The organism is Pseudoalteromonas arabiensis (assembly GCF_001550155.1).
GTDB lineage: Bacteria > Pseudomonadota > Gammaproteobacteria > Enterobacterales > Alteromonadaceae > Pseudoalteromonas > Pseudoalteromonas arabiensis.
This window is the reverse complement of sequence record NZ_LRUF01000008.1, coordinates 428,692-455,015: the sequence shown is the minus strand read 5'-3', so window position 1 is coordinate 455,015 and position 26,324 is coordinate 428,692. Positions and strand designations below refer to the sequence as shown.

General features: G+C 38.6%; 25 protein-coding genes. 10 read left to right on the top strand and 15 right to left on the bottom strand.

The genetic code is table 11. The annotated features are described in order from the left end of the window. The first annotated feature begins 63 nt into the window (after positions 1-63). The 4 genes from PAARA_RS04635 (at position 64) to PAARA_RS04620 (ending at position 4,796) form a co-directional block, all read left to right on the top strand. Positions 64-1,059 (top strand): LLM class flavin-dependent oxidoreductase, encoded by a 996-nt coding sequence (locus PAARA_RS04635; protein ID WP_062567893.1) that lies wholly within the window; start codon positions 64-66, stop codon positions 1,057-1,059. 174 nt (positions 1,060-1,233) lie between these two features. Further along, positions 1,234-2,214: a patatin-like phospholipase family protein gene (locus tag PAARA_RS04630; RefSeq protein ID WP_062567892.1), complete on the top strand. Its 981-nt coding sequence runs from the start codon at positions 1,234-1,236 to the stop codon at positions 2,212-2,214. Between the two features lie 95 nt (positions 2,215-2,309). Next, entirely contained in the window at positions 2,310-3,719 is a 1,410-nt protein-coding gene (locus PAARA_RS04625) for an alanine/glycine:cation symporter family protein (RefSeq protein WP_062567891.1), read from the top strand. Between the two features lie 27 nt (positions 3,720-3,746). Then, positions 3,747-4,796, top strand: coding sequence for a patatin-like phospholipase family protein (locus tag PAARA_RS04620; RefSeq protein WP_062567890.1), 1,050 nt, complete (start codon positions 3,747-3,749; stop codon positions 4,794-4,796). A gap of 341 nt (positions 4,797-5,137) precedes the next feature. Here PAARA_RS04620 and PAARA_RS04615 read toward each other — a convergent pair whose 3' ends face one another. The 11 genes from PAARA_RS04615 to PAARA_RS04560 form a co-directional block, all read right to left on the bottom strand. Further along, complete coding sequence (locus PAARA_RS04615; RefSeq protein ID WP_062567889.1) at positions 5,138-5,479, bottom strand: hypothetical protein; 342 nt, start codon at positions 5,477-5,479, stop codon at positions 5,138-5,140. Between the two features lie 60 nt (positions 5,480-5,539). Further along, entirely contained in the window at positions 5,540-5,779 is a 240-nt protein-coding gene (locus tag PAARA_RS04610) for a hypothetical protein (protein WP_062567888.1), read from the bottom strand. A gap of 117 nt (positions 5,780-5,896) precedes the next feature. After that, the gene (locus PAARA_RS04605) at positions 5,897-6,307 is read right to left on the bottom strand and encodes a hypothetical protein (protein WP_062567887.1); all 411 of its coding nucleotides are present in this window, start codon (positions 6,305-6,307) and stop codon (positions 5,897-5,899) included. 338 nt (positions 6,308-6,645) lie between these two features. Beyond that, entirely contained in the window at positions 6,646-7,995 is a 1,350-nt protein-coding gene (locus tag PAARA_RS04595; RefSeq protein ID WP_062567885.1) for a zonular occludens toxin domain-containing protein, read from the bottom strand. Continuing rightward, a complete protein-coding gene (locus PAARA_RS04590) occupies positions 7,992-8,306 on the bottom strand; it encodes a DUF2523 family protein (protein WP_062567884.1) in 315 nt (104 codons plus the stop codon). Before PAARA_RS04590 ends, PAARA_RS04595 begins: the two co-directional genes overlap by 4 nt. Next, a complete protein-coding gene (locus PAARA_RS04585) occupies positions 8,306-9,769 on the bottom strand; it encodes a hypothetical protein (RefSeq protein WP_062567883.1) in 1,464 nt (487 codons plus the stop codon). Before PAARA_RS04585 ends, PAARA_RS04590 begins: the two co-directional genes overlap by 1 nt. An 86-nt stretch (positions 9,770-9,855) precedes the next feature. Beyond that, positions 9,856-10,080 carry a hypothetical protein gene (locus tag PAARA_RS04580; RefSeq protein ID WP_062567882.1) on the bottom strand — a complete coding sequence of 75 codons (225 nt, stop codon included), beginning with the start codon at positions 10,078-10,080 and terminating at the stop codon, positions 9,856-9,858. Between the two features lie 11 nt (positions 10,081-10,091). Further along, positions 10,092-10,295, bottom strand: coding sequence for a hypothetical protein (locus PAARA_RS20605; RefSeq protein ID WP_062567881.1), 204 nt, complete (start codon positions 10,293-10,295; stop codon positions 10,092-10,094). 2 nt (positions 10,296-10,297) lie between these two features. Next, positions 10,298-10,618: a hypothetical protein gene (locus PAARA_RS04570; RefSeq protein ID WP_245219888.1), complete on the bottom strand. Its 321-nt coding sequence runs from the start codon at positions 10,616-10,618 to the stop codon at positions 10,298-10,300. Positions 10,619-10,661: 43 nt separating this feature from the next. Further along, a complete protein-coding gene (locus PAARA_RS04565; RefSeq protein WP_062567879.1) occupies positions 10,662-12,653 on the bottom strand; it encodes a replication endonuclease in 1,992 nt (663 codons plus the stop codon). A 4-nt stretch (positions 12,654-12,657) separates the two neighbouring features. Next, positions 12,658-12,849 carry a hypothetical protein gene (locus tag PAARA_RS04560; protein WP_062567878.1) on the bottom strand — a complete coding sequence of 64 codons (192 nt, stop codon included), beginning with the start codon at positions 12,847-12,849 and terminating at the stop codon, positions 12,658-12,660. 288 nt (positions 12,850-13,137) lie between these two features. Between PAARA_RS04560 and PAARA_RS04555 the strand changes: the two genes are divergently transcribed. Further along, entirely contained in the window at positions 13,138-13,491 is a 354-nt protein-coding gene (locus PAARA_RS04555; protein ID WP_062567877.1) for a hypothetical protein, read from the top strand. Between the two features lie 94 nt (positions 13,492-13,585). Here PAARA_RS04555 and PAARA_RS04550 read toward each other — a convergent pair whose 3' ends face one another. Beyond that, on the bottom strand, positions 13,586-14,149 hold the full coding sequence (locus tag PAARA_RS04550; protein ID WP_062567876.1) for a lipid-binding SYLF domain-containing protein: 564 nt from the start codon (positions 14,147-14,149) through the stop codon (positions 13,586-13,588). Between the two features lie 138 nt (positions 14,150-14,287). Here PAARA_RS04550 and PAARA_RS04545 point away from each other — a divergent pair, with 138 nt between their 5' ends. Further along, positions 14,288-15,499, top strand: coding sequence for a tyrosine-type recombinase/integrase (locus PAARA_RS04545; protein ID WP_062567875.1), 1,212 nt, complete (start codon positions 14,288-14,290; stop codon positions 15,497-15,499). Beyond that, complete coding sequence (locus PAARA_RS04540) at positions 15,499-16,689, top strand: cation:proton antiporter (protein ID WP_062567874.1); 1,191 nt, start codon at positions 15,499-15,501, stop codon at positions 16,687-16,689. Before PAARA_RS04545 ends, PAARA_RS04540 begins: the two co-directional genes overlap by 1 nt. Positions 16,690-16,739: 50 nt before the next feature. On the opposite strand, the gene ydiJ is transcribed toward PAARA_RS04540, so the two are convergent. Next, entirely contained in the window at positions 16,740-19,784 is a 3,045-nt protein-coding gene (gene ydiJ / locus PAARA_RS04535; RefSeq protein WP_062567873.1) for a D-2-hydroxyglutarate dehydrogenase YdiJ, read from the bottom strand. Positions 19,785-19,931: 147 nt separating this feature from the next. Here ydiJ and PAARA_RS04530 point away from each other — a divergent pair, with 147 nt between their 5' ends. Beyond that, on the top strand, positions 19,932-20,141 hold the full coding sequence (locus tag PAARA_RS04530; RefSeq protein ID WP_062567872.1) for a PGPGW domain-containing protein: 210 nt from the start codon (positions 19,932-19,934) through the stop codon (positions 20,139-20,141). 94 nt (positions 20,142-20,235) lie between these two features. Here the strand turns inward: PAARA_RS04530 and ppsA are convergent, their stop codons facing one another. After that, a complete protein-coding gene (gene ppsA / locus PAARA_RS04525) occupies positions 20,236-22,611 on the bottom strand; it encodes a phosphoenolpyruvate synthase (protein ID WP_062567871.1) in 2,376 nt (791 codons plus the stop codon). A gap of 153 nt (positions 22,612-22,764) precedes the next feature. Between ppsA and ppsR the strand changes: the two genes are divergently transcribed. Then, positions 22,765-23,574, top strand: coding sequence for a posphoenolpyruvate synthetase regulatory kinase/phosphorylase PpsR (gene ppsR / locus PAARA_RS04520; RefSeq protein ID WP_062567870.1), 810 nt, complete (start codon positions 22,765-22,767; stop codon positions 23,572-23,574). Positions 23,575-23,637: 63 nt separating this feature from the next. On the opposite strand, the gene PAARA_RS04515 is transcribed toward ppsR, so the two are convergent. Then, positions 23,638-24,987 carry a class II 3-deoxy-7-phosphoheptulonate synthase gene (locus PAARA_RS04515; RefSeq protein WP_054563102.1) on the bottom strand — a complete coding sequence of 450 codons (1,350 nt, stop codon included), beginning with the start codon at positions 24,985-24,987 and terminating at the stop codon, positions 23,638-23,640. Between the two features lie 432 nt (positions 24,988-25,419). Here PAARA_RS04515 and PAARA_RS04510 point away from each other — a divergent pair, with 432 nt between their 5' ends. Beyond that, entirely contained in the window at positions 25,420-26,295 is an 876-nt protein-coding gene (locus PAARA_RS04510; protein WP_062567869.1) for a DNA replication terminus site-binding protein, read from the top strand. The last annotated feature ends 29 nt before the right edge of the window (positions 26,296-26,324 follow it).

The window sequence follows — 26,324 nt, the reverse complement described above, 5'->3', positions numbered from 1 at the left end:
CATTTGAAAAATAGCCGTTCGCTCTCATTAACTAACTATAAAGAGTTAAATTTTGGAGAGCGAATGTCAGACCTTACCAACACGCCTTTTTCATTGCTTGAATTGAGCCCAATGAAAGAGCACGAAACAGTTTCGAAAACACTAGCTAATAGTGTTAGTTATGCACAGACAGCCGACAAACTTGGTTTTAATCGGTTTTGGATGGCAGAGCACCACAATATGCGTGGTATCGTTTGTGCTGCAACCTCAGTATTGATAGGTCACATCGCAGGAAAAACTCAGAATATTCGCGTAGGTGCGGGTGGGGTGATGTTACCTAACCACCCTCCGCTGGTTGTTGCCGAGCAATTTGGAACCCTAGAAAGTTTATACCCAGGTCGCATTGATTTAGGTCTAGGCCGTGCCCCAGGTAGTGACCCAATTACCAGCCGTGCCTTACGTCGTGACGAGGAACGCGCTGAGCACTTCAATGATGAAGTAACTGAACTTCAAGGTTTACTTGGCCCATATAAAGGTGATTCTCCTGTACGCGCAATTCCAGGTGAAAACACCAATGTCCCTATCTGGTTACTGGGCTCAAGCCTTTATAGTGCTGGGCTTGCAGCTAAAAAAGGGTTGCCATATGCATTTGCAGGTCATTTTGCACCGCGCTTTGTTGAAGATGCCATAGCTTTGTATCGCAGAGAGTTTCAACCATCGAAGGTGTTAGATAAGCCATACGTTATGCTTGGCTTACCGGTTGTTGCAGCTGATACTGACGAACAAGCACAGTTTTTAGCAACCACCGCAAAACAACGTATTTTAGCACTTATGCGCGGCAAACCACTTTGGCTTAAAGAACCTGTTCAAACTATGGAAGGGTTATGGACAGCACAAGAAAAAATGCAAGTTGAAAACTTTTTAGGGCTTTCAGTTGTCGGTGATCAAGCGAGTGTTAAGCATAAGCTGAGTATGATTAAACAAACGCTACAGGTTGATGAGTTTATCTTTACAAATGACCTGTATGAATTGAGTGACAGGCAACATGCGCTGGAGTTATTAGCAAGTATCATGCACTAATACGGATTGGCCAAATAGTGAATGCGTGTAATGAATTTTATGCGCATTACTTAAGTCCTGACACTCATTTTGTAAACGGTTTTATAGATTGAATCAATTTAATTATTCCGTTTTAAGGATTGAATTTAACTTTATACAATACATTTATTAACCATTACCCTAGGAAGGTGCACCGTGAAATCTCAAACAATTGCCGCAGTAGAACCACAAACAAAAACAGCATTAATCGCTGAGGGTGGTGGGCAACGAGGTATTTTTACCGCAGGTGTACTCGATGCGTGGTTAGAAAATAATTATGATCCATTCGATTTATTCATCGGCACATCAGCAGGCTCACAAAACTTAACAAGTTATTTAGCACGTCAAAAAGGGTACGCAAAACGTTTGATCAGAGGCCTTTCTCGTCATAAACGTTTTTTTCAACTTGGCCGTGGGCTGTTTGGTAAAAGCATTGTTGATCTTGATTGGTATTTTGACAAAACCAAAGAAGTAAACCGTGCCCTAGATTTTAAAACAGCAGCTCAAAGTCTAGGTAATCGCGAGCTGTTGATCACAACCACTAATGCCGCTGACCGTAAACCCTATTACTTGAGTCCAAATGGTGAAGACATGCAATGGTTGGCCCTACTAAAAGCATCAAGCGCATTACCTTTTTTATATAAAGATGGTGTTAACTTAACTCCTTGGTTAACAACCAAAGCCGCAAATGATGCCATTATTCAAAGCTCTAATACTGATTTAGTGCATGATATGTATTTAGATGGTGGCCTAGCTGCACCTTTACCCGTGAAAGAAGCTTATAACCGTGGTGCCCGCGATATTGTGGTTATTCGAACTGTAGATGAAAACTTTCAAGTGCAATCTGAATGGGTTAATAAGCTAAAGACACTCGTTCGCGTATCAGGCTATTGCCCCAAAACATTTGATTACCTTGTTCAGCACGAACAAGCATATCAAGATGAGCTTGATTTTATTGCAAAGCCGCCAAATGATGCCCGTATCACACAAATTTTTGCAGGCGATAAACTACGCAGTAAGCTACTAGGTAGTACAGATTCAGACCTTCGTTATGATCATAAATTAGGTTTAGCAGCAGGCCGTGCATTTCTACAACAACAATTGCTAAATGAGTCGAGAGCAGGCTTGGTTAATTAATCTCACTGCCTACTTGAGATATCTGTAAATAAAGTTAAAGTGGTTAGCTATTCACTTTTTGTGATTTTTTATTAATAAGAACAATAAAGGCTGCCATGTTTAACACCGCTGTATCAACAATCAATGGTCTTCTTTGGGGAGAGGGCCAAATTCTTATTTATATTCTTCTGTTTGCCGGAATCTGGTTTTCGGTAAGGCTAAAAGCGATTCAGTTGGTTAAGTTTCGCCATATGTTTAGCTTATTAAAGTCGAGTAATAATCCAGACAAAAACTCAATTAGCTCATTTCAAGCTTTATGTACTGGTCTTTCAGCCCGTGTTGGAACTGGTAATCTTGCAGGGGTTGCCGTTGCTATTTCGTTAGGTGGCAGCGGTGCAATATTTTGGATGTGGGTGATTGCCATTCTTGGCATGGCTACTGGCTTTGCCGAAAGCGTACTTGGGCAAGTCTATAAAGTCAGGGATGCCAACGGCGAGTTTAGAGGCGGGCCTGCTTATTATATTCAGCAAGGATTAGGCAGCAGAGCACTTGCGATATGTTTTGCCTTTTGCTTGTTTCTTGGTTATGGGTTTACGTTTAGTGCCATGCAAACAAATACCATTACCGATGCCCTCAATTACGCATTTGAAATTCCAACTTTGTATTCAGGTATTGTGATCACAATACTGGCAGGCTCTATTATTTTAGGTGGCTTTAAAGCAATCGCCCGCTTTGCTGAACGTATTGTGCCTGTCATGGGCATTTTATTTGTACTCGCTGCAATAATTATTACCTTACTGAATATTGGTAAAGTGCCCTCAATGATCGAAGATATTTTACTTTCAGCCTTTGGCTTACAAGAAGCCGGTGCAGGGGCTATGGGCGCAGCAATTAAAAATGGTATTCAGCGAGGGCTCTACTCCAATGAAGCCGGAGCGGGTAGTGTGCCCCATGCATCAGGCTGTGCTTCACCAGTACCTAATCATCCGGTCACTCAAGGATACATTCAAATGCTTGGGGTGTTTTTCGATACCATTGTTCTGTGTAGTTGTACTGCGGTGATTATTTTATTAGCTGATATTGATATTAGTGGTGAAATGGAAGGAATACGCTTAACTCAATCTGCTATGACAGCACATATGGCCGCTGGTGGCATTTACTTTGTAGCAGCTGCAATTTGTTTATTTGCCTTTACTTCTGTGGTTGCAAATTATGCCTATGCAGAAAGTAACCTTCATTTATTTAAACTAGATAATAAACTCGGCCGTGGTATTTATACCTGTTTATATTTATCAATGATGATTTGGGGCGCATCGGCCACCATTAAACAAGTGTGGGATCTTGCCGACATTGCATTAGGTTTAATGACAGTGGTGAACGTTATCGCTATCATACGCTTAACGCCAACCATCTTATCTGTGACAAAAGACTACCATAGTCAACGTGATGCAGGCCAAGAACCCATTTTTGATTCTGAAAAAGTACAGGTTCAAGGTCAAACAGAGCAAGGTATTTGGCGAAAGTAATCTAAAACAACAACGAGAAAAGTAACCATGATAGATATTTACGCTGGGCCAACTGCTGCAAAAGTAATTCAAGAGCAAGGTCTGTCTGCCGATTTGTTTAATACCTTTTTAGGGGCAAGTGGCGGACCCAAATGGTTTACATTATTTGGTTTGGATAAATATCTATTTGGTGAATTTTTTAAAGACCGTAGCACGCCTTTAAACTTATTAGGATCAAGCGCTGGTGCATTTAGATCTGCCTGTTTTGCACAAAATGACCCTGTTGCTGCAATATCTCGATTAGCAAAGTCATACTCTGAAACACGATACTCATCAAATAAAGCAAAACCCGAAGAAATAACTACAAAAGCTCGTGAGTTATTACGTTATGTATTTGCTGAAGATGGTATTCATGAAATCATTCATAACCCTATTTTTAAAGCCCACTTTATAGTTGCAAAATCGAATGGTTTTACAGCATCAGAAAACAAAGTGATGCAGTTAATGGGTTTATCTAAAAGCTACTTAGTCAATAGAATGAATAGGCGTTTGTTAAGTAAGCAATACGAGCGTTATGTATTTCAGCCTGCGGATAGTCAGTTATCGTTTTCAGATAACAATACTTTCAATACCCATACTATTGAACTCAGCGAAGATAATTTAGCGGATGCGTTACTTGCTTCGGGGTCAATCCCGTTAGTTATGCAAGGCATTAAAAATATAATAGGAACACCGCCTGGTATATATCGTGATGGTGGTATCATCGATTATCACTTTGACCTAACTATTCATAATGACGGACTTATTTTATATCCACATTTTAATAACAACCCTAAAGCAGGGTGGTTTGATAAAAGCTTAAAGCGCGGTATAACCCCGAGTAACTATGATAACGTGGTGATGATTACTCCATCAGCCGAATTTGTTGATTCACTACCTTATGGAAAAATCCCTGACCGTAAAGACTTTACTGAGCTTGATGCTGATACACGGATTAAATATTGGCAACAAGTGCTTGATGAAACTGAGCGACTTGCTAATACTTTTGATGAAATTTGCATGCATAAAAAGCCATTAATGATAAAAAATATTACTTAAGAGTCTCTTTTTGAAACTGCTCCTTCTTTCATATATTTTTATAGTGATAGAGTATTAATATTAGTCAAACTTAATGTTGGTTTGCATATTTATTCATTTTGGCGGGGGTGAAAACGCAGAGTCTAAATTGATCCATTTTAAAAAACCTCGTTAATCAAGTAACGTAAAACGAATGTAGTTAGTAACTAAAACGGGTAATATTAATTAGCTTTTCAGAAAACTTGTATGGTACTTGGTAACTTGATTTGTTAACTAGCGACCCGCCTTTGCGGTATCGTAGATAGCCCATAAATTACGGTACGTAACAATTAAGAAAAGGGCGAAAAGCCCTTTTTTATTAATTAGTTAATCTGGCTGTCATTGTTGACAGATTGACTATTTAATCTAGCTGCAAGTTCACAAGCAGCATACATAAACGCTTTACTTCCCTCAGTAGGTTCAATGCTATGTTCAACCCTCCAAAAGGTACATATCTCATCATTAATTTTAGTAGAATGTAAAATTCTATTACGCTTCAGCTCATGTAAAGTATTGTCTTCACGAGGAATGAAAGGTGTGTCTGTTTCGGTGTAAGCAACTTTATCGGAAATAGGAAAATAGGTATAAAATGTTTTAATAAAGATAAATATGGAAATGCCACTAAATGTAAGGCAAAAAAATAGCTTTAAATAGTTAATTTGCATGTCTAGTCCTTTAATTATTTATGATGTAAAAGGGCAAACAAGCCCTTTTTTTTACCAAAATTAGTTAACTATATCTGAAGGGGAAGGAAAAAGCGGAACATATATAGTTTGTCCTACTGCCCAACCTTTTTTTTCTAATATATATTTAGGTGTACATTCAGGCACATAAAAAAAATGTTCATACAGCATGTCTCCTGAATTACCATAGTTATCATGTAAATCATCTGAGTAGAGATTCATTTCATCTAATTCATCTAAAGTTAAATCTAAGTTATCAGCTAAAAATTCTTGCGGAGTCATAACGTATTCCTCTGTTAAGTGATTATATTCATTTAAAGATTAGCCAAATAACCTTACTTAGTCAAGTTACTGATTTTAATGGGTTTTATTGACGATACCGTCAATTATTCATTAATGTTAACTACCTGTCCGCTTTGCTAAGTCACCTACAATGTTAAGCAATTGATCTTGAACCTCTAGTAGATGTTTATCATGAAACTGTGTTTCGGATTTTAGCTTCTTATACATAGATTCATGTTCTTTTGCTGACCATTTATAGCGATGTACAAATTGTACGTCTGAAGGTTTTACTTTACCCCAAGGCGTAGTCATAACATTGTTGTGATATGAAATGCTACATTCTGCCCAAGGGCCAGTGTCTGGTAGGTAGCCGCGATACATTATCCAAATTAGTTTTTCGACAGGTTTACTGGCTTTGTTAGCTTTTACATATCTCCTTACTTGTCGTTCACTTACTCCGAGTTCTTTAGCTCCTTTTGCGTAGTCATATCCGAATAGCGTAACGAACTGCAATTTAAAGTTGCTCATTGTGATTTACTCCTTTTTGTTAAAATCACAATACGCACTCCATTTAACTCTTTTTGGTTTATCAGAAGGCAATCAACTTTTTTAAAGAACAAAGTAGGGTAGTGAGTGCGATTGGCTTTCTCACTGAATTGATACCTGACCCTAATAAACAGCCTATAAAATGGAAATGGATTCTCGATGAAATGGTGGTTTTCTGGAATGTATAACATGGCTACGCCATCCTCAGAGAAACGAAGAAGCAGGGGATGTGGGTTGTTTTAACGTGAATGAAATAACGCATTGTTTTAAGCACACAAGGCAGAGGCTCGAAGCTCGCCTTTCTGCCTTTGTGTTGCTTGTTAAAACTGTCTTAGGAAAATGTTTCTGTCAGAAAACTTTAGGATTGGTAAATCTTCTGTTAGGTAGATTGAGTAACCAATTTTCTCTAAGTAGTTTGAGCTGAGTGTTATGACTTCTGGCTCTGCGATAATTTCTGATTTTTCGGTTTGATTTTCATCATTACCGATAATGGATGTGCTTTGCCGTTCAACGTTTTTACCAGTGACGCAGTTAATGTAATGTTCGACAGTGACGACACCGTGATTTTTCTTGAGCACATAGCCACCGTATTCATAGTCATCACATATTTCATTTAAGGGGTGCTCAAACTTCTGCGGTTTATACGTTAAATCTAATTTTGGTTTAGCAATGGGTTGTTCTGGTTGCTGCTTAACATCAGTGTTTGTCGTTTCTGGTGAGTTGTCTGTGACAGGTTCGTCTGAACCAACAATACCTAAGTTAACAAACAAGGTATAAACAACATAGATTAATAGAGGGATAGCAAGCAGAAACAAAAAAGCTTTTGGTGGTAATTTAAATTTAGCGGTATGTTCATCAGCAGACCAATAAACACCATAAAAGCTTGAATCCCTACGCATCATTTTAGATGAGCACTTATCTAAGTCCCCCTTATAGTCAGTATTAAACTGCTTATCACGTTGAAAGCGTGTAATAGCCGAGCCGCCCATTGGTCTAAAATAGTGAATATGGGAGTTGGTACACTTTTGGATAACGTTATCTAAAAAGGTGTAGTGTTGTGTAACAAGGTGAATATCGACACCTGAATGTCTATGTTTTTGGAACTGGGTATAGTGCTTAGGTCGTTTGGCGCTATTGGCCATAGGTGGAAAATAGTCTTGGCATTCATCAAACACGCTAATTGAACCATTAGGTAGATCATACCACTGAGTAGGGTCATCCGTTTTAGTCCAGTGGTAATTAAGCAACTTGATAGATTCAATTGTTGGCTCTTCGGATTCATCAATGTAAGTATCCAAAGCCACTAAATTTTGCTTTGGGTAGCAGTTCCGACACCACGTTACGAATAAATTTATAACTGCCCGTTCATCATAAAGCTTAAATTGTGGTGCCAACCAAGGCACATCAACTAGTTCAACCAATTTATCTTGCTCATGGGCATGTTTAATAATTTTAGAGTACCGGTGCCCCTTTTTTGTCTGCTGAACAGTAGGGTAGAACACACCATAAAACCACCCTGAAAAGCTATTACAAAAATCCAAATCAAGCAAAAAGCACTTGATATTATTATAAAACTTTTCCTTTTGTGTAACGGAGGAATCTTCACAAATTTCTTTCAGTGTATTTAATGTTTTGCCCGCACCAGGCACACCTGTTCGTAAATAAATCATGCGTTAGGTGCTCCCATTTTCATCTTAGTAACAGAGCCAGCGGACGTTAACCCGCGAATAGTTAAAGCAGCTGCGTAAGCACCCATCATAAAACCGAGGGCTTCATCTAATTTTGCGTAGTTGAATACAGCAAGCACCTCGACTGGTAATGTCGAAGAGTTAGCAACTATTAAATTAAATAAATAGTCGATACCAAATGAACCAAGTTCATAGGTGACGTAACCAAAACCAAGACCAACAAGAACTTTAGAAACTAAGCTAGGGAGTAACGTAGCAAGCGCTGCAAAAAATGCTTGAATTAAAAATGGCATTAGACTGACCTCACAATAATAGCGGCACTGTGGATTAATGAACTAAGCACAATCAAACCAGATAGAGCCTGTAAAAAGTAAATGATGTAATGGAAGCTAAAACAAGCAGTGTAACCAGTGGTTAAGGTGATACATTTTTCTTGTGGTAATTCAGCGTCAGGCAACCAGTTTTGATATTTTTGGGCGTACTGCTCTAGGTTCTTGGTTTCATGGGGTAGTTCAACACCATCACCAGAGCCAATACCCGCACATTCTTCGATTGTTCCTTCACAATCTTGACCGCCAATATTACCGTTACCTGTGCCATTACCACCGCCGCCACCGCCACCCGTTTCAATGCCATTAACCGCGTCAATTAGCTCATTAAATTTACCCACAGTCACCGCGTGTAGTCGTTCATCTTGGCTGGTTTGAAGCAGAATTGCTGTGTCGATACTTTCCATTGCATTTAGAAAAGCTTTGGCGTTTTTGGTATCGGCATCAATTTTTTTATTGTGTAATTCGTTGTCGTTATCGATTTGACGATTAATACTGTTTTCAATTTCTGTCTCGACATTTTTTAAGTTACAACTCGTATCACCTTCGGCGCAGGTTTCTTTTGGTTTTTCAGGTGTGTCATCCTCATTCACTTTAGAATCATCATTATTGTGTGGATCTGGTTCTGGCGTAGTTGGGTTAGCATCGGGACAAGATAGTAACGTGACATCACCGTTTGTGGCTGTGGTGCAATTACCAGTATCACCCTCATCAGCAAGTTTTTTATTATCGTAAGGCTTATCACCACAAGCAGCACCTTGGCTGGTACCGACCGCATATTTAGACGAGGATATTTGAGAAGCGTTAACGGTATATGCGCACCCATCATTACAATACATGCCGCCACCATTAAACGGAACGCCACCTGTCATAGGCGTTGATGATAGGTTTTCACCTGAACCCGCAGCAGGGCATTCTTTTGGCAGACATTCAGTTGAACCAAGTTGTTGGGATACTTTTTTCGAGTGATAGCCAGCAGGGCAATCTTTAGGCACAAATGGTTTAGCACATTTGGTTGAATCTGTATCAACTGTTACAGGGATTGTATGCTCAGGAAAATCATCTGGTGGGCAGGTTTCAGACACTCGATTATAAACATATGAAGCCCAAGTCGTGAAAGTTTTAGGTGTCCCATTATAACCACAGTTAGAACAAGTAAATTCCCAAGTTACAACTGTATAACCATTTGAATTGACACTGGTGATTGTTTCAGTGTTTAAGATAAAATGAGGGTTATCCTTAAATTTAGCCTCTGTACCATCAGCAACTTTTTTACATTCTTCAAGGGATACCTCAGGTTCACCACGAGTACAAGTTCCCGCACCATTTGGAGTTAATTTAGGTGCTACTAAATCCGACATATCTGGCTCACTGGCAGAAACAAAAAAGGCGCTCATTAGCGCCAATATAAATATTAGTATTCGCATCATTGCGCCTTAGTTTTAATCATCGAAAAGGATATAAAGTGCTAAAAGTCCTGAGACGATTAGCACCGTGTCTAATGTGATGAACATTAGCTAAATGACATACCTTTAATCCACTTCCAGCCAATAGCAACAAAGGCACAAAGCAGCATAACGCCACCAATTAAATTGGCGTTATCGGTAAAGAACGTTTGAAAGCTGGTTGTTGCAGCAGTTACTTCGGCAGCCGCTTCAGCATGAGCAGCACCAGCGGCAAATGCAGAGGTTACGACTAATCCAGCTTTAGCGAGTTTACTTTTTAAAATGTTTTTCATGGTTAAGTTCCTTATCTATTCCAAACCATTTTGTTTAATTTCTTCCAACCATAAGCAGTAAGAAGAACGACGATGATTGACGGAGCAACTTCACTTTTGAAGGTGTCCCAATCAAGCGGAACGGGAAGGGGTGTTGCCACAACTTCCAATTCCACTGGACACTGTTTCTCTACAGGCGCAACGGGACAAATAGCAATGTATTTGTTTTCGCCCATAGTTAGTTTTTAACCTGCTTTGTTTCAGGTAGGCTATGCAAACGGAAGCCTTTCCAATCCATCTGGCGTGCAACGTTAGCCCCTTCGTAATACTCGATATTGAGTAAGACAGGCTTTAAGCCCCAGCCGTTAGGGTCTGATTGCATGTGTTCTAATTTCTTGTATGTACCGTCTGCGTATTGATCTGCTGAAACTTTCACAGACAGAATTTGTGCAGGGTTTTTAGTGTGTAGCTTAAACTCTGCGGTTGTAGGCAGTGGAGCGCCTTTATCGTCAGTACGGTTAACAGGGATTAAATCTGTGATAGCGCCTTCAATATTCATAATAAATTTCCTTAATCAGTGGTCTTAAAATTAAAAGTTACAGTTAATGACACAAGTCCAAGTTCGCGATTTCATCGCTCATAATGTTGCCCGCCAGAGCTTCGTAATCCATGAATAAACACATGTTTTGATAGTCCTCTAAAACACAGGCTTCTAAGAATTGCATTTCTTCTTTGGTCGGCTCGAATAAACGCCCATCGTCATGCCAGCCTTGAATCTGCTCTGAAACGCCAATCATGATTTTGCGCTGAGCCTTAATATCGGTTTCAGTCATAATCTGTGACGAACCACGGCGAGTGATAACAACAACGGCATCCCATGCAACGCCCAAAATACGGTTGGCTGGTTGGTCGCCGTATTTGGTGGCAAAGTAGGGCGATTTGGTTTCGCTTCTGCTAATTTCCCCTGTGATTTGGTCAACGATATCAGGGATTTGATAATGCAATCTTAACGTTTGGTCTTTACGTTTAACTTGAACACCGCCCATAGCTAAACAAAAGGCTTTCCAGTCAGATGAATCAGCTGCTTGGCGAACCTTTTCAAGGGCGTATTTTGATACTGTATCTAGTGTGGTTTTCATTGCGTTTGCAACCTCGCATTTGCCTTGTTCGCCTTGGCCTAGTCGTCTAAGTTCACGCCATAAACTGACAGATGGACCACCTATTTGCTGAAAGCGTCTAATGTTAAATGTGCTTGCCCATGTTGATGCACGTTCGGCAGCATCAGCAGGAAGTACTTTCATTTCACCCGCTTGTGAGCAAGTGACTTTATCAATGCAATCACCCGTTACCGCTTTAGTGATGTATTTAGCGATATAACCCGCCGCAGAGCCTTTTTTCTTGTTAATGGCAATGGCTTTGAAGCGGGTTGATGTTGTTTTAAATTCATCGGGTGAATCTTGTGTGGCAAGCTTGCGTAATATTTTACGTACTTGTATTGCTTCGCCTTTTTCCATGAATAAAAGCATGTGCCAGTGTGGGCAACCGTCATGATGTGGTTCAACAACACGAAAACCATAAGGCCTTAAATCTTGCTTAGCGAATAGAGCGCGGGCACGTTTCCAAATATCGTTAAAATATTTTTGTGCTTCTTGGGGTGTTGAGCCGTTGTATTTTTTGTTCGGTATGCCTGTATGGTGTACTGAATGAAAACGGCTAGGTGCTGAGATTGTATAAAACTCCCCACGATGGCCATGCATGTCCGCCAGTTCTTCGAAACCACGAATACGAACCATAAGTTCGGCTGCTTGTTGTTTGCCCGAAGTGTGAGAGCGTTCAACAATTGATTGTAATGATTCAAACTCTTCAAACGGATTTGATTCATTTGGAACAACAAATAAATCAGACATAATTTGCTCTGATTTACGTTTTCTATCACGGCGGTTTTGAATGGTTGGTTGTGAGACATACGCACTTGCTTTTTTATGTACGAGTCTTAAATCACGCGCTAATTGTTCGATAGTTACCGCTTGGATTTTGCGTAGTTTTCTACGCCACCAAATAGGGTCTGCAAAACGGTTAAGCGCACCAACTAATGATGTTGCTGATAGGTTTGAACAGTAAGGTGAAACCAGTACCGGTGCATCAATCGTAAATGAATTTGCCAATTCTTTTAATTGTGCAAATACATGTAAGTTATGACCATTTTTAGCGATTTTAAGCTCACAATAACGCGCTTTTTGTTCTGCGATATCGCAAATTTCATCATCTGAAACAGATAAATTGATGCGTCCGAACTTCACATTTCCAAGTTTTAACGCTTCATCTGCACGCTTCAAACGGGCGTTTGCATCGGCTAAATTGCCGAATTTTTCAGCTAAAAAATAGCCCGTACTCAGCATGTGAGCAAGGTTAGAATGACGTTCAAATATACGATTTCGCCAAGTTTGATAGTCGAAAAAACGTTCTTTCATCGGCTTCGATAAGTTCTCGAAAACGTCTTTTGCTGTGTTTGCTGGGTGCAAATTCGCCGTTAAATTCATTGCTGCATTTAACGGGAAAACTTGAGCGTATTGGTTAGATGATAGTGCGGTCATGTGCTTATTTCCCAGACGCATCTAAATAAGTGCTTTTAGTAATTGCGTTAATAGCCAAAAGCGCAGTAATAATTAAAAACAAATAAAAGCCGAGATAAATCGTTAAATAGGCAGGGTCAGGAATATCGATTGAGAATGTATCGAGTAAATATTGAGATAAAGTTTGGTTTAACTCATGTAATTTAGTGAAACTCATATCCGTAATCCTTGTTAAGAATTGTCATTCTGTCAATGTTGAAAGATTTTAGTGCCTTCAAAATAATTCTGTCAAGCCTGAAAGAATATGGCTTAGGTTTTTATTAATGAAAAATGAATGGTTTTCTTAGATAGAATGTTAAGTATGGTATTGTTTAGATTAGATATTTACTGATAAGAAATTAAATAAAAATAAATGAAGTTTTTTTACTCAGAATTGAGTTGTAGTAATGAATTACTGGTTAAAAAGGCCAATAAAAACTAAAATAGGTCTAGCGGAGGATTTAACATGACATTTAGCTCAGAATTTTTAGAAAAGTACAAAACGTTCAAGAATATTGATAGATATAATGATCTTGCTGTCTATTTTCCAGAACTAAACTCAGGCAATATTTCTAGTATTAAAAACGGAAAACGTTCTTTAACTGCTAACCAAGTAATTGCTATGGCTGAAGAAATGGGAGTTGATTGGAAAGAAGCTCTTATAAGTTTATCTATCGAAAAAACAAAGGATAAAGAGCTAAAAGATCGTTGGTCTGAAATAAAAAAGAAAATAACTGCGGCATGTGTGGCGGTAGCAATGACAATTGCGAGTGCAGCAGTTATGACTAATACAGTCCCGCCTTTGCGGTATCGTAGATAGCCCATAAATTACGTTATGTTAAATTGGTGAGAATAATTAAAAGTGGGAGTTAAGAGTTGCTAACTAGCCCACTTTTAGAAGGGTTTTTGAAAGGTTAATTTAGCTCAGAATCTACCCAGAATTTCGTGCCTTTTAATACTGCTTGTAGTGCAAGTCCATTTTCGGTTAAAGAATAAACCGTAACTTGGTCTGCAATTGCTTCCGCAACTAAAGCACCACCTTTTTCTTCATATTTAGCTGCAGCATCAGCGTTACCGCCGAATGCCCAACCGTGTTCAATAAAGCGATTTACTGCGGCTTGGTTATGAAAAACCATGACAACATTAAAGTCTTTAACGCCTAAACCTAAGCCTAAACCAGCTTCACCCATGTTCATGTAAGTTGATTTACCTGTCAGATTATTTTTAACTACACCATAGCCGCCACCAAAGCTAGCTAAAACAACATTTACATTGGCATTATCAAAAACGGCATAACCTGCAGAGTTAGCAATTTGTTGTTTTACATCAGGCTTTTGTGCGTAAAGCTCACTTAATGTATTATTTTTCATGCTTTGTACTAGAGCACGTTTCTCATCGGGAGATGCACTACCTGTAGTAGCACAACCTGTAAGGATGGTTGTAACTAAAATGAAACTTATAGTAATAAACTTTTTCATACATATTCCTCGAATATTTGTATGGCAATGGTTAGTCTAAATATAGACTAATAAAAAAATATTTAAAGTCCAATACTAGACAGTATCGGACTTTGTGTTAGTCTTATAACTTGTTATTTTACAAGATATTTAATCATTATGCTCGTTGCTCTCGTCGATACACTTAAACAACTGCGCTACCAAATTGCCCATCTTGAAGATGATACTCTTGCTACAGAATATCCTGAACTTGATTACTTTATACATCAAGTTGGATTGACTGTTGCTGAATCAAGAAAAGACTTAACTTTTCTATATCAATTTTTGTATGTGTATGGGCGAAAATCAGAAGCAACATTTAATCGCTTTCGAAATGAACTTGAACGATTCTGTTTATGGGCATGGTTGATTGCTGAAAAATCGGTTTTTGATCTAAAGCGTGACGATATTGAAGCCTATGTTGATTTTATGGTTGAACCAGATTCAGCGTGGTTATCGAACTCAGTACAATGGCGTTATAAAGATGAACAAGGTATTAGAAAACTAAATACTAATTGGCGCCCTTTCATTAATAAAGAAAATATAGCAAGCCAACAAACTTTAGCAGCTATGTTTACAGCATTAAATGTGTTTTATAAGTTTGCTATTTTAGAAGAAAAAACGTTTGCTAATTTTGTGCCGGTTGTCAAAAAGAATAGTCCTTACTTAGTTGTACAATCGCAAATTAAAATCCCCGATACACTCAGTGATATTCAATGGGAGTATGTATTTGGTGTAACGCGTGACCTATGTGATCAGCAGCCTGATTTAGAAAGAAATTTATTTACACTAGCTTGTTTGAAAGGTTTGTATTTACGTATTTCTGAGTTATCTGAAAGACCACAGTGGTCGCCGGTTATGTCACATTTTTGGCAAGATAATGATGGCTTTTGGTTTTTAAGAATTATGGGTAAAGGTAACAAATTACGTGATGTAACTTTAAGTGAAGATTTTATCACTTACCTCAAACGTTACAGATTATACCGAGGCTTACCTGCCCTCCCCCGTGTTGATGAGGCCGAACCATTAGTACACAAAATTCGTGGAAAAGGTGGCATGACTGTTCGACAAATTCGTCGGTTAGTACAGCAAAGTTTTGATTTAGCAAAACAATCATTATTAGATGATGGTTTTAAAGACGATGCGGAACAACTTGAAGCGGCAACTGCTCACTGGTTAAGGCATACAGGTGCAACTCATGATGCTCAAACAAGACCGCTTAAACACTTATCGGAAGATTTAGGTCATGCAAAAATTGCTACGACTGATCAAATTTATATTCAAACAAATATAAAAGAACGCGCAAAGTCTGGAATTAAAAGGAAAGTTTAATGGAATATACCATACTCACATTAGTTGGTTTAGCTTTGTTATTTTACTCACTGACAATTCGTCAGTTAGAACGAACAGAAATAACCGGGCCAATGTTTTTTGTCTTGGTTGGAATTGCAATGTCTTACTTTTTACCGAGTGAGTTCAAATTAGGCGAAGCAGGGCTTAGTGAAATTTTACCTTTAGTTGAATTAACTCTAAGTATTTTTTTATTTACCGATGCAGCAAAATCAAAACTGACAGTATTAAAACATAGTTATCAGTACCCTAGCCTGTTACTCTTTGTCGCTTTGCCAATGACATTACTGTTAGGTGTTGCAGGTGCGTTGTTTTTCTTTTCTGAGTTATCACTTTTTCAATCTGCTTTGATTGCTATTATTTTAACGCCGACTGATGCAGCCCTTAGTAAAGGTATTTTGGAATCTACGTCGGTACCAGAAAAAGTTCGCGAAGGGATAAATACAGAAAGTGGTTTGAACGATGGCCTTTGCGTACCCATTTTTTTAGTTTTACTTTTATTAGCTCAAAATCCAGAAAGTGCGGTAACTACCGTTGATACCCTACTCGTTTTTGCAAGAGAGTTGGGTGTTGCACTTTTTATTGCTGGTGTGTCGATAGCAGTGTTTATTCCACTTTTAAAAATTGCATTAGCACGTCATTACTTTGCAAATAATAGCAGTCCATTTTTATTGATTGGTTTAGTAATGGCTATTTTCTCTTTGACACAAAATTTTCATGGTAGTGGTTTTATTGCCGTTTTTGTAGCGGGACTATTATTTGATTACTTAGCTCCTAGAAAAATTCGTTCAACATTAGTCAACGACTCAGAACATATCGCGGAATTTGTTGCACTATTAATCTGGTGTTTATTTGGCTTTGTTTGTGGTCACTTAATTGTGAATGACATTACTTGGCCAATTGTTTTTTATGCGCTATTAAGCGTGACGATTTTTAGAATTGTGCCCGTGTTACTTTCACTTCTATTCACTAATTTAAATCTCAAAGACAAATTTACTTTTGCTTGGTTTGGTCCACGAGGTTTAGCGTCTATCGTTTTCACTTTAATGGTGATGGACACAGATATTGTGAACAAAGAGCAAATTGCTACAGTAACCTTAACAACAATTTTATTTAGTGTTTTTATTCATGGCATGAGTACCAAGCCCATTGCAAAAAGTTACCAAAAATAAAGGCGCGTTAAGCGCCTTTATTTTTTATGAATTTAATAACACTTTAATTTTTAAAGTAGCTCTGCAATTAATTGCAGTGGGTGTTTTGGTTTAAACTTTTCATAGCGTTTTACTTGGCTACGACAAGAAAACCCAGTTGCTAAAATAGTTTCAGGCTCATTATTAGAAATAATTGGTTGCCAACTCATTTCATAAAGAGCGCGTGAATTTTCTTGGTTTTGTTTTTCGTGGCCATACGTTCCTGCCATACCACAACAACCCGTACTGGTAGTGTCTAGTTGTAAATTTAGATCAGCAAAAATAGATTGCCAAACTTTAGATGCATTTGGCATGGCTGTTGTTTCAGTGCAATGACTTAACAATTTAAATGGTGAATCGTTTTTAGTGGCAAGTGAAACCTGTTTAAAGTTTTGGCTTTGAAGCCATTCATGTGCAAGTTCAACTTTAAAATCGCCACGGTCATCTTTTAAAATCGATACATATTCATCTCGGTAACACATAACCAAGGATGCATCGAGCCCAACTAGTGGTGCGTTGATTTCAGAAAGTGAATTTAAAAACTCAGCTGCATTTTTTGCTGTCGTTTTAAATTCATTTAAAAAGCCTTTTACATGCTGTGCTTTACCATTTGGTTTAAACGGTAATAGCATTGGTTTTTTGCCTAACGCTTTAATGACTTTGATAAAGCTTTCGACTAATTCGGCTTCGTAAAAACTAGTAAATGGATCTTGTACTATCAGAACATACTCGGCTTGCTCTTCTTTTGAAAGCGAATTAAGTAATTCCAAATTGAATTGCTGACTTTTTGAAATACGTTTAGAAAGTTGCGGGACGCTCAAAGTTGGCGTATCAACATAACCAATGGTATTTTTAATTAAACCTGAAACAATTTTAGTGTTTACTATTGGATTCAAAACTTTAGCAAATTTTGCCATGACAGGTGCAGTTTGCTCGATGCCTGCCACTAAGTAATCTTTTACAGGTCGTGCATAATAACTGTGATAGAAATTTAAAAACCTTGAACGAAATGTTGGCACATCCACTTTGATTGGGCATGCAGTGGTACATGCTTTACAAGCTAAACATTCGTCCATAGATTCTTTCACTTCGTGGGAGAAATCATAAACGCCCTTTTGCTTATCACGACTATGTTGATAGCGTTCCCACCAAGTGATCACTTCGCCATTGATCAATTCCTTTTCAACATTGAGCAAATCAATATTTTCTGACTCTTGAAGTCGTAGCCATTCACGCATTAAACTTGCGCGCCCTTTTGGCGAATAACGGCGGTCACCAGTAACTTTATAAGATGGGCACATTGGTGATGTTTCGTCATAGTTAAAACACAGGCCATTACCGTTACAGGTCATAGCGTTATTAAATTCTGTTTTAACATTGATAGAAACTTCTTTATCGAACCAAGCTCGTTTTTGATCGTCAACAGAAACTAGTGAGTCTTTACTTTCGAGTGGAGTACAGATTTTACCAGGGTTTACTCGGTTATTTGGATCAAAAGCCGCTTTAATTTTTCTTAATTGTGTAAATAGATGTTCGCCGAAAAATTCAGGGCCATATTCACTACGGTACCCTTTGCCATGCTCCCCCCACATTAAACCACCATATTTGGCAGTCAATTTAACGACCTCATCTGAAATATGACGAAGTAATTTTTCTTGTTCAGGGTCACACATATCAAGAGCAGGTCGAACATGTAATACGCCAGCATCAACATGGCCGAACATACCATATTGAAGATTGTGTTTATCGAGAAGTTCACGAAACTCAACAATAAAATCTGCTAAGTTTTCTGGAGGAACTGCAGTATCTTCGGCAAAAGCTAACGGTTTTTGGCTGCCTTTTACATTGCCTAAAAGACCCACAGACTTTTTACGCATTGCATAAATTTTTAAAATATCAGCTTTGTCATTAGTTAACTGATAACCAATGACACCATTCGTTTGTTTTTCAACACACTCATCAAGTAACTTACATAGAGTATCTACTTTATCCTTTATGTCTTCTGGTGAAACCGCATTAAACTCAACCATGTTGAGGCCTTGCATATCTTTGTTTTCAACATCGGTTATTAAGTCCGATACTGAGTGCCAAATAATATCTTCTCGAGCAAGGTTAAGTACTTTACTGTCGACTGTTTCTACAGAAGTCGCATTTGCTGCGACTAAGAATGGTGAATGACGAAGAGCAGAATCAAAGCTATCATATTTAATATTGATTAAAGTCTTGAACTCAGCAATGGGTGTAATGTTAAGTTTTGCTTCAGTTACAATACCTAATGAACCTTCAGAACCAGTAATTAATCGGCTCATATCAAAGGTTTGTAAATCATCAGAAAAAATATGTTCTAAATCGTAGCCGGTAAGAAAACGGTTTAAACGCGGGAATTTTTCTAAAATAGCATCACGGTTCTCAAGGCCAATATCGATAACTGTTTTATATAACTTACCCACTGTCGTGTTTTGTTCAGCAATTACCTTAGCTTTTTCTAAAGGTATGGGAGTCGTTGACATTTCAGTGCCGTCAACAAGGTAAGTTGTAAGACCTAAAACATGATCACTGGTTTTTCCATAAACTAAAGATCCCTGACCCGATGCATCTGTATTTACCATTCCGCCAATTGTTGCTCGGTTACTAGTTGATAGATCAGGTGCAAAGAAAAAACCGTAAGGACGTAAAAAGTCATTTAATTGGTCTTTTATTACACCAGTTTGAACGCGCACCCAGTTTTCTTCTACATTGATTTCTAAGATTTCACGCATATAGCGAGATAAATCAACGACTATTCCTGGCGTGAGAGATTGGCCATTAGTACCTGTACCACCCCCGCGTGGACCAAAAGTCAGTGATAAAAACGGATCACGTGAAGCAATTTGCATAGCCAGTTGTATGTCTTTTGCTGACTTAGGAAAGATGACACCTTGTGGAACTTGTTGGTATACGCTGTTATCAGTCGATAAACTTAAACGTGTTGAAAAGCTTGCATCGGTATCACCACTAAACCCTTGATTTTTAATAGTCTCTAAGAAATTAGAGACGAGTTCTGTGGCGGCTTGTTGTTGACTTATTGTTGCTATCATGACGGTGATAAATTAAGGCATTTTACAAATTATATCATGCTAATAGCTAAGATAAATTGAAGATTTTACAGTTTGTAACACTCTTTTTATCGATTTCGGGTGCAATACTTTTATACTGTGTATTAAAGCAGCAAATGAGATAGCCATATGAAAAAATTTGCATTAATCAGTTTAGGTGCCTTGTGTATGTTATTGGGTTTAGTGTTTGTGATTATACCTGGCCCATCGTTGATCTTCTTTATTGCTGGGCTTTTCTGTTTATCTTTTTACTATCCTAAAGCGCGTGATTATTTAACCCTGTGTCAAAAGGCACTGACTAAGTCATGTGCTTATATTGATAAAAAACTTGCTCGTTGAATTAAAGGTCGACATGCCCTTAGAACTAACAAAAATGCCAGCTAGATGCTGGCATTTTTTATATTAGATACTTTAATTTAGACAAATAAAGCGCTTAGTCTGCTAATTTCTTAGCAAGGTATAGCCACGTTTCTAATACGGTGTCAGGATTAAGAGAAACAGAATCAATACCCTGCTCAACTAACCAAGCTGCAAAGTCTTCATGATCTGAAGGACCTTGACCACAAATACCTACGTATTTGCCTTTGGCTTTAGCTGTTTGAATAGCCATTGATAATAGTTTCTTGATTGCTGGGTTACGTTCATCAAATAGATGAGCAATCAGACCTGAATCACGGTCAAGACCTAATGTTAACTGAGTTAAGTCGTTTGAACCGATAGAGAAACCATCGAAATACTCTAAGAACTCATCCGCTAGTAACGCGTTTGATGGTAATTCACACATCATGATCACTTTAAGACCATTTTCGCCACGTTTAAGGCCATGTTCTTCAAGTAATTCAATAACGCGCTTACCTTCTTCAAGTGTACGAACAAATGGGATCATAATTTCGATATTAGTCATACCCATTTCGTTGCGAACGCGTTTAATTGCTTCACACTCTAACGCGAAACAGTCGCGGAAATCTTCAGAGATATAACGTGCTGCACCACGGAAACCAATCATTGGATTTTCTTCTTCCGGCTCATATTGCTGGCCGCCAACAAGGTTTGCATATTCGTTTGACTTGAAGTCAGACATACGAACAATTACACGCTCAGGTGCAAATGCACAACCCAGTGTTGCAATACCTTCAACAAGCTTAGAAATATAGAATTCTACAGGTGATTCATAACCTGCCATCATTTCTGAGATTTCAGCTTTAAGCTCGTCTGATTGTGCATCAAAGTTAAGAAGTGCTTTAGGGTGAACACCAATCATACGGTTGATTACGAATTCTACACGCGCTAAACCAACACCAGCATGTGGTAAGCGTGCAAAGTCAAATGCACGATCAGGGTTACCCACGTTCATCATAACTTTCATTGGTAATTCTGGCATTTCATCAACGCGCGAAGTAAGTACTTCGTAATCTAAAATACCTTCGTAGATATAACCTGTGTCGCCTTCGGCACATGATACTGTTACATCTTGCCCCGCTTTAATTAAATCAGTTGCATTACCACAACCAACAACGGCAGGAATACCTAATTCGCGAGCAATGATTGCTGCATGACAAGTACGGCCACCACGGTTTGTAACAATCGCAGCTGCACGTTTCATGATAGGTTCCCAATCAGGGTCAGTCATGTCAGTAACTAGAATGTCACCTTGTTGTACTTTGTCCATTTCATCAATTGAATCTAGTACACGAACTGTACCTGAGCCAATTTTATGACCGATTGCACGACCTTCTACTACAACAGAACTTGTACCGTTTAATTGGAAGCGCTCCATTACGTTCGCGTCTTCGTTCGAGCGAACTGTTTCTGGGCGGGCTTGAACGATGTAAAGTTTACCGTCGTTACCGTCTTTTGCCCACTCGATGTCCATTGGACGACCGTAGTGCTTTTCGATGATCACAGCTTGCTTTGCAAGTTCTTGAACTTCAGCATCTGTGATTGAGAATTTGTTTGAAAGTGATGAATCTACATCAACAATTTCGACTTGCTTACCATGTGATTCATCCGCAGAGTAAATCATTTGGATTGCTTTCGAACCGATATTACGGCGAACTACTGCTGGTTTACCGTTAGCAAGAGTTGGTTTGTGAACATAAAACTCATCTGGGTTTACAGCACCCTGTACAACCATTTCCCCAAGACCATAGCTTGAAGTTACAAATACAACATCTTCAAAGCCAGATTCAGTATCAATACTGAACATAACACCTGAAGCTGCTTTATCTGAACGAACCATACGTTGGATACCAGCTGATAAGGCTACACCACGGTGGTCATAACCTTGGTGAACACGGTAAGAAATTGCGCGGTCATTAAATAGTGAGGCAAACACGTGTTTGATTGCAGTCATTACTGAATCTATACCACGTACGTTCAAAAACGTTTCTTGTTGTCCTGCGAATGAAGCGTCTGGCATGTCTTCTGCTGTAGCAGACGAGCGAACTGCAAATGAAACATCTTGTGATGCGTCGCCATGTAATTGGCTATATGCGTCGCGGATGGCTTGGTCTAGGTTAGGTTGGAACGGTGTATCGATAATCCATTGGCGGATTTGTGCACCGACTTTAGCGAGTGTATTTACATCATCCACATCCAGTGTGTCTAAAATATCGTGGATTTTTGAGTTTAGCCCTGATTGTTCAAGGAACTCGTTGAATGCATCAGCGGTTGTAGCGAAACCACCTGGCACTTGAACACCAGCGTTAGCTAGGTTTGAGATCATTTCACCCAGTGAAGCGTTTTTACCGCCAACACGTGGAACATCTTGCATACCAAGCTCTTGATACCAGAGAACGTATTCTTGCACGGATCTTTCTCCATAAAACAAATTGTAGTACTAACTGTGAGAGTTAAGAAAGAAAACCTTCTAAAAAGGTCGGCTTCATTCTACACTGGCAACAGACCTCACGTAAACCGTGAAGCCCCTATTTTGCACATAAAGGTAATAAAAAGGTTAATTATGAGAACTGCATTCTATATTTCTGACGGAACAGCGATCACCTCTGAAGTATTTGGCCACGCAACATTGTCTATGTTTCCAGTTGACTTCAACCACAAAACAATCCCATTTGTAGAAACAGAAAAAAAAGCAAATGAGATTAAAGATCTTATAAATTCGACAGCGCAGCGAGATGGTGAGCAGCCTCTAGTATTTTTTACATTTGTAAATCATGAGCTGAGTGAAATTATTAAATCGTCATGTGCTGTGTGTTATGACTTTTTATCGCAGTATAGCGATAAAATTTCTCAAGAGTTAAAAGTTGCGCCGGTACCAAAAGTCCATAGAACTCACTCTATGCATGAAAAGAGTTATGATTTTAGAATTGATGCAGTTAACTATGCGTTGACCAATGATGATGGCGCTAATATTAAAAACTACGCTGAAGCAGACATCATTTTAGTGGGCGTTAGCCGAAGCGGTAAAACACCAACGAGTTTATACTTAGCCTTGCAATATGGTATTAAAGCAGCTAATTACCCGTTAACTGAAGATGATTTAGAAAGAGGCACCCTGCCTGAATGTCTAAAGGCTTATAAACATAAACTATTTGGTTTAACAATTGACCCTGTTCGCCTTGCCGATATTCGCCAGCGCCGTATGGCGAATTCTAAATATGCCTCTTTAAAACAGTGTCGAATTGAAGTGCGTGAAGTAGAAATGCTTTATAAAAAGCAAAAAATTCAATTTTTAAATTCGACTCATCATTCAGTTGAAGAAATTTCTGCAAAGATTATATCTGATACTGGCCTTGAAAGACGTAAGTACTAACAGACTTTAGTATCGGACATTAAAAAAGGCTGCAATGTGCAGCCTTTTTTGGATAACTTAGTGTTACTTACGTGCATCTTTTAATAAATCGGCAACTAAGAAACCAAGTTCTAAAACTTGATCTGCGTTTAAACGCGGGTCGCACTGTGTGCGGTAACGCTGCGCTAAATCTTCATCAGATAAACCATAAGCACCACCCGTACATTCAGTAACATGCTGGCCTGTCATCTCAAGGTGAACACCACCTGGGTATGAGCCCTCAGCCTTATGTACAGCGAAGAACTGACTAATTTCACGAAGAATATTATTAAAGCTACGTGTTTTATAACCTGAGCTCGCTTTTTCTGTATTGCCATGCATTGGATCTGAGCTCCAAATAACTTTACGGCCTTCTTGTTGTACTTTACGTACTAGTGCCGGTAGTTTCTCAGGCAGTACATCAGCACCCATTCGTGTAATTAACGTTAAGCGACCTGGAATGTTATCTGGGTTCACGGCATCGATAAGTTTGATTAGCTCATCTGGGTCCATACCTGGGCCAACTTTTACACCGATTGGGTTTTTAATCCCTTTAAAGAATTCGATGTGTGCGTGATCAAGCTGGCGTGTACGCTCACCAATCCAAACAAAGTGTGCAGAACAATCGTACCAGTCACCTGATAAATGGTCACGACGTGTTAGTGCTTCTTCGTAGCCTAATAGTAACGCTTCATGTGACGTAAATAAGTCGGTTTCTTTTAAACTTGGCGCCACTGTTGAGTCAATACCACACACTTCCATGAACTCAAGGGCATCTTGAATTCTATCGGCTAACTGCTGGTATTTCTCTTTAAGTGGATTTGCAGCTACAAAACCCATGTTCCAACGGTTTACTTGGTGTAGGTCGGCTAAACCACCTTGCGCGAATGCGCGTAATAAATTCAGCGTTGCTGCACTGTGATGATATGCCGTCATCAAACGCTGTGGATCGGGTACACGTGCTTGCTCTGTGAACTCGAAATTATTGATGATATCACCACGGTACGAAGGTAATGAAACACCGTCTATCGTTTCGTAATCTGATGAGCGAGGCTTAGCGTACTGACCAGCCATACGCGCAATTTTAACTACAGGGCACTTACCACCATAAGTTAAAACAACGGCCATTTGTAAAAGTGTTTTAAAAGTATCGCGGATATTTGCTGCATTAAAATCACTAAATGACTCTGCACAATCACCACCCTGTAATAAGAAAGCTCTGCCTTCACATACAGCTTCTAGTTGTTTGTATAAGCTACGCGTTTCTTCAGCAAATACTAAAGGTGGTGCGCTTTTTAATTGTCCCTCAACTGATTTAAGGGCTTCTTGATCTGGGTACTCTGGCTGCTGAAGTATCGGCAGTTTTCTCCAGCTGTCTGGGTTCCACGATTGCATGTTCTTTCCTCATTCCTAACATAGACCGTTAACGAAAACTAACTTATTGCACGTACTAAGTTCAAGGACAATATTCAGCTATTTTAAATTATTTAGTTATTTGATAAATATATTAGATATGAAAGTTTCTTAGCTATTTATTTATTTTTTGTAAAACAGTTAGTTAACTCACCATAATACGTTAGCCATAGAAGTTATCACATAAGAACACATCTTACTATATGCTGCCTTTACTGTACCCTCATCTTTACAGAAGTAAAAAACATTTTTAAACATCATATTGAAAAATAAAAATAATCTGCTAACACACCATAAGGAACACATCATACTTTATATTACATGCAGATAAGGTCAACATTTGAAAAAATATTAACTTTAAATAATCAACACAAAAGGTTAGACTTTATTTATGTTTAAGTACGATGTGTTCTTATGAGTTCAAAATTACATATTCGCAGTCAGTTTGATTTGGTAAGTGAATTAACCCATTTGTTTTGCGAAGAATTAAGGCAAGTTGCTTTCCATAAAGCAACATTTTATCAGTTACCTGATATAGATATAAATGAAGAAAAGAAAATCCCATCCACTATTGCTGTACAAAAAGTTGATGGAGATGAAGCCCACAAATTAATTCTAAATTCCTTTGGTGACTTTTATAAAAAATCAGGTCTAAGTAGTCGAGTTTTGAAAAGACATCCAGGTTTGTTAATTTTGAAGGATGTTGATAAGCCACATTTTACAGCGAGAATAAATCAGTTAAATAAAGCGAAGGCTGATTTTAAAAATTGTGTATTAGCTATCGACAATAATGATGCTCGCTTTGAAGCTGTTCATAATGCTGTACCAAATTTAATTACATTAGCCGCTTATCGAAAAGTCCATTTTGAGACCGAGTCACCCTACTCCGTCCGTTTCACTTGGATGCATAAACACGCAACCAAAACACTTACAAAAAAGATGGCTTTAGCAATGTTGGATAAATCGGCTAGTTATTCTAATCCAAGAATGATCGATCAGCATTCTTGGCAAGCACTAGTTGCACAAGAGCAAAGTCGTGTTGCAAGTTTAGGTGATAAAGAAAAGTTACGAATTCGTAGGCCAACAAGAGTGAGCCCGCAAGTTAACGTAAGATACACAGCTCAAAACCGATATCATGTTAGTGCTGCTTTACCATTTATTTTGATAAACCCAGAACCCGATGTAAAACTTGGTACATTACCTGATTATAAAAAACCCGAGAGTCATCCTCGTAAAAGAGAATATGATTTCTTGGTTGATAGACTTTACTTAGAACAAGTAACAGATTGATTATGTTAAAAAGGCCACTCGCGTGGCCT